Raw genomic sequence first — 4,634 nt, 5'->3', positions numbered from 1 at the left:
CCATCTCTTCGGTCATATAGCCCTCACGGACACCGACAAGCGCTTTGAGCGTCGCTGGTTTCGGCCCGCCTACGCCTTCGTGCACATTCACCTGAACCGTATTCTCAAAGGCTTGATCAAAGCTCACTGCTGTCAGGTTAGTGACGCAGTCGGGCCCCAGATATCGCTCCGGATCCGCCACTTCATAGAGCAACTGCTCTTTGCACGTGGCCGGGGTAAGCAGGCCGCCAGAGCCGGGTGTCTTGGTGAGTACGATGCTGTCTTTTGTGACCTGCGCGATAGGATGGCCGACGCGATCCAGGTCGGGTACTTCTTTGTAGCCAGGGTCTGCAAAATAGCCGCCGCAAACTTGTGCGCCGCATTCCATCAGATGGCCTACCGTCATGCCTCGAGCCATGTTCTGGTAATCGTCGAGCGACCAGTTGAACTCAAAAGTCAGGGGGCCCAGGTAAAGGCAGGCGTCGGCCACCCGCGTGGTGATGACCACATCGGCGCCTTCGCGCAGGGCCTGGACGATTCCTTCGCAACCGAGATAGGCTTCCGCAGAGACAATGCGGTCGCGACTTTCCGAGATGGGTTCGCCGGTTTCGAGATAAGTGAGGCCCAGATCTGCAATTCGGTCGGTGAGCACGCCACCGTCGACGGCTGCGATCTTGATCTGTCCGATGCCTAGCTCAGTGACCAGTTGCCTGAGCTTTTGCGCTGCGCCAGCAGGATCCAGCCACCCCTGATTAGTGATGATCTTGATACCCTTTTCCTTGCATTGGGCCAGGATGGGCGACAGGCGCGCAATCAGGTAGGGGTCGTAGCCGACGGTAGCATCAGCGTCCAGTCGTGCGACCTGGGCAGCGCTCATGGTGACCTCTGACATAGATTCAAAGCAGAGGTAATCAAGCCGTCCATTCTCGACCAGATCCTGTGCCGGTCCGAAGCGGTCTCTTGACCAGGCAGTAGCTGCGCCTAAACGTATGGTTTTCGCGGTTTTATCGTCGACAGATGTCGTTGGCTGATTGTCAGGGGCAAGCTTTTCAACGTTACCGGGAACCGCTCGCGCAGGCCTGTCGGCGGGCACGGAAATCGGCAAGGTCAGCATAAGGGACGAAAGTGCCTTTCCTGATTCTTCGAAGGCCAGCGTTCGTGATCGGCCGCCCTCCAGCACTTCGTGAAGTACAAAATTCAGTGCGCCGATATGAGGCGCTTCATACCGTTGTATTTCACCTCGGGTGATAGGGCCAAATAGTTTGCGGACAGCTTCGACAGAAACCTGTTGCCGAAGCAGCTCGAAATCGGCCATGTCGTAGGCTACTACCGATATCATGCTGCTGTTGCCTTTTTCGCCTGAACGCGAGTGGGCGACTTCCCGCAGGGGAACAATGCTTGTCACGATCGACGCCTCCTTTATTGAATAGTGGCTTTGGTGGCGTTGATGACGTCCGCCCATTTCCTGATGTCATTCTCGACAAATGACCTGAAGTCAGCGGCCGAACCGCCGACCATGGTGAAGCCTTGCGGTGCGAGTTGCGCATTTAATTCTTTGTTGTTCGCTGCGGTATGAATAGACTTGTTGAGCTTGTCTATCACCTCGGCGGGCATGCCTGCCGGCCCGAACAAGCCCATCCAGGCTGTCGCGTCAAAGTCAGCAATCCCTTGTTCGGCCGAGGTGGGAACGTCGGGTAAAAGCGGGGTGCGTTGCGGCGCGAGCACAGCCAGGGCCTTGAGTTGTCCAGCTTTTATCTGGGAAACCAGGGCCGGTACTTGGTAGAACAGAATCGGCACATGCCCGGCGATAGTGTCCGTAATGGCCTGGCCGACTTCTTTGTAGGGCACATGGTTCAAAGGTGCGCCTGTACGCAGCTTGAGCAGTTCGCCGCCCATTTGCCCGGACGATCCTATTCCGCCGGTTGCGAAACTCATGCCGCCTTGTTTCTTTGCCAGTTGTACGAGTTCTGCCAGGTTGCTTGCCGGCACGTCTTTGTTGGCCGCGAGGATATTGGGAAAATAGGCTACCAGTGATATTGGTGAGAAATCCCGCAGTACATCGTAAGGCAGGTTTTTCATCATCGACTGGTTGATGGAGTGCGATGAAATCGTGCCCATGACTAGCGTGTATCCGTCTGGGGTGGCTTTAGCCACCATCGCACTGCCCACGGCACCGCCGGCGCCAGCTTTGTTTTCAACAATCACGGTTTGACCAAGATCCTGCGACATCTGCTTGGCCACAACACGGGTCAGAATATCGGTGCTTGAACCGGCGCCGTACGGGACGATGATGGTAATGGTCTTGGTCGGATACGAGCCTCCAGAGCTGTTGGCAAGCACGCTGGCGGGCAGCGATCCGCACAACGCTAACAGACAAGAGGCAAGGAACGTACGGCGCATCGTCTTCATAGGTCTCCCTTTCTAGGTTTTGTTGCAATGAACACTGGGCGGTGGTATTTGCAGTCATCTTATTGACGCTACACTGTTTGAACAAGCGGTATATTTGGAAGCATTGATAACCGGAGACGATCAATGGCGGGAGACTGGCTGAATGATTTGCGGCGAGTGAATTTGAATCAGATAGGTGCATTTTCTGCTGTAGTTGAATGTTCCAGCTTTCGTGCCGCGGCCGCGCGGCTGCATCTCTCGCAGTCCGCGCTCAGCGTTCAAGTCCAGCAATTAGAATCCGCCCTGGGCGTCAAGCTCTTGCATCGCGACACGCGATCCGTGCAACTGACCGATGAAGGTGCCAGGCTCATTGAGGTATTCAATCGCTCGGGGGTGGAGCTTGCCCGTGTCATTACCCAGCTTAAGGAAGAGGGGCGCTTGCAACGAGGGGCGATTCTTCTAGCCGTCTTGCCCTCGCTGGCGGCCACTTATATGGCCCAACTGCTTCAGAGATTTCAGACTCAGCATCCTGGCATCAGAGTCAAGATGCGTGATGTCGACTCGCGTCGCGCCCATGAGCAGATAGAAGCGGGCGCCGTGGATCTTGCCGTGCTGTCGCGCAGTCCGCGTGGGCAGGGCATGGTGTTCACGCCGTTGTTCGATGAAGAGTTGCTCGCTGTGGTGCCTGCGTCCGATCCAGCGTTTGCGAAATTGGACGCTGTGGGTGTGCGCGAGTTGGCGCGCAATCCTCTGTTGCTTAACCCCACCGGGGTGGATTTACGCGACAAGCTCGATATGCTTTTCCAAAGCGAAGGCATCGCTGTCGAAGCCGCTCAGGAACTTACCGGCACTTCAACGCTGGTGGCTCTTGTGTCTTTGGGGATGGGGGTAAGCATACAGCCCCGAAGCTCTTTGTATGGACTGGATCTAAGCCGCTGCCGCCTGCTTGCGTTCCGGCCGGCGACCTTCCGCGAAATCGGGGTGCTCATGCCGCCCGGGCGTACGCCATCCCCGGCGGCGACGGCCTTCAAGGATTTCCTGGTAGAACACGCTGCATCGGTATCGCTGCCGGATCTGGCCGGGTGACTAGGTAGCTATTTCACCGTGACTCCCGCCTGCTTCACAACATCGCCCCAAAGTGCTATTTCGTCAACAATTTGCTTCTGGAACGATTCGGGGGTGCCAGGTGCGGACGCTTCCCCGGTTGTTTTCAGGCGTTCCGCCATTTCACCTTTTGACACGGCTTCGTTGATGGCGTTATTCAGCTTGGCCTGGATATCGGACGGTATGCCTTTTGGGCCGATAATGCCATACCAAACAGTGACATCATATGGAATACCTTGTTCCCGAACTGTGGCTATGTCGGGTGCCGAGGAAACGCGGTCGGGCAGGGTTACTGCAAGCACCTTTAGCCGTTTTTCTTCCATGTAGGGAAGAGTAGACCCCGCCGTTGTCAGCATCACGTTGACCTGCCCCGAAACGGTATCCGTTAGCGCTGGCGCCGAGCCCTTGTAGGGAACATGGGTCATCGAGATGCCTGCAGTGGCAAGAAAAAACTCCATACCTAGGTGCGAGATTCCACCTGTTCCTGAAGACGCATAGGTCAGTTCACCGGGCTTGTTTTTAGCCAGCGACACCAATTCCTGTAGCGAGTTGACGGGAACTGTTGGGTTTACTGATAGAAAGAAGGGCGCTCGCGCAATCATCCCTATCGGTGTCATGTCGCGGACGGGGTCAAAGGGTAAGTTGTAGAGACTTGGATTGACCGAATAGCTATTCGAGATCAGCGTTAATGTGTATCCATCAGGGGCTGCCTTGAGTCCCATTTCAACGCCCAGTTTACCGCCGGCGCCTGGACGGTTGTCTATGATCACCGGTTGCTGGAGCGATTTCGAAAGCAACAGGCCCAGACTGCGTGCAATGCCATCGTTACCGCCGCCGGCTGCAAACGGGACTATTAGCTTGATAGGTTTTGAAGGGTATTCAGAGGCTTGCGCCACGTTATAGATGCCCAAGGCCGTCGATCCGATCAGCACCGCAGAAAGAAATTTTCGACGGAAACTGCTTTTGGCTGTGTCATTAGTGGGTTGTGTCATCCTTTTAGTCCTTTATGTTTGGTGTTTCGTTATTAGATGATGGCGACGGGCATCTTATGGGAGGGGTTGGGCGCCGTCAACGAACGTTTAGGTAGTGCCACAAAAATTTAATGCTAGATACCTCAGCGTGTTGACCGCATAATTTGGTTGGTTCCTAAACGATAGCCACCT

4 protein-coding genes are annotated in these 4,634 nt (G+C 55.6%); 1 reads left to right on the top strand and 3 read right to left on the bottom strand.

The features are described 5' to 3' along the window. A partial coding sequence (locus ABWO67_RS19075; protein WP_353154860.1) for an acyclic terpene utilization AtuA family protein occupies positions 1-1,384 on the bottom strand: 1,384 nt, incomplete at its 3' end. 14 nt (positions 1,385-1,398) lie between these two features. Beyond that, positions 1,399-2,388, bottom strand: a complete 990-nt coding sequence (locus tag ABWO67_RS19070) for a Bug family tripartite tricarboxylate transporter substrate binding protein (protein ID WP_353154857.1) — start codon at positions 2,386-2,388, stop codon at positions 1,399-1,401. A gap of 123 nt (positions 2,389-2,511) precedes the next feature. Here ABWO67_RS19070 and ABWO67_RS19065 point away from each other — a divergent pair, with 123 nt between their 5' ends. After that, positions 2,512-3,453, top strand: a complete 942-nt coding sequence (locus tag ABWO67_RS19065; protein ID WP_353154854.1) for a LysR family transcriptional regulator — start codon at positions 2,512-2,514, stop codon at positions 3,451-3,453. Positions 3,454-3,461: 8 nt separating this feature from the next. Here the strand turns inward: ABWO67_RS19065 and ABWO67_RS19060 are convergent, their stop codons facing one another. Beyond that, positions 3,462-4,463: a Bug family tripartite tricarboxylate transporter substrate binding protein gene (locus ABWO67_RS19060; RefSeq protein ID WP_353154851.1), complete on the bottom strand. Its 1,002-nt coding sequence runs from the start codon at positions 4,461-4,463 to the stop codon at positions 3,462-3,464. Positions 4,464-4,634: the final 171 nt, after the last annotated feature.

The organism is Pollutimonas bauzanensis (assembly GCF_040393045.1).
Lineage (GTDB): Bacteria > Pseudomonadota > Gammaproteobacteria > Burkholderiales > Burkholderiaceae_B > Pollutimonas > Pollutimonas bauzanensis_A.
Note: the sequence above shows the minus strand (reverse complement) of the source record. Positions and strands in the feature narration are given on the sequence as shown.

What these genes read in the sequence shown, in the direction of transcription:
- ABWO67_RS19070 (WP_353154857.1), bottom strand. Translation starts at nt 2,388, where the DNA reads ATGAAGACGATGCGCCGTACGTTCCTTGCCTCTTGTCTGTTAGCGTTG.
- ABWO67_RS19065 (WP_353154854.1), top strand. Translation starts at nt 2,512, where the DNA reads ATGGCGGGAGACTGGCTGAATGATTTGCGGCGAGTGAATTTGAATCAG.
- ABWO67_RS19060 (WP_353154851.1), bottom strand. Translation starts at nt 4,463, where the DNA reads ATGACACAACCCACTAATGACACAGCCAAAAGCAGTTTCCGTCGAAAA.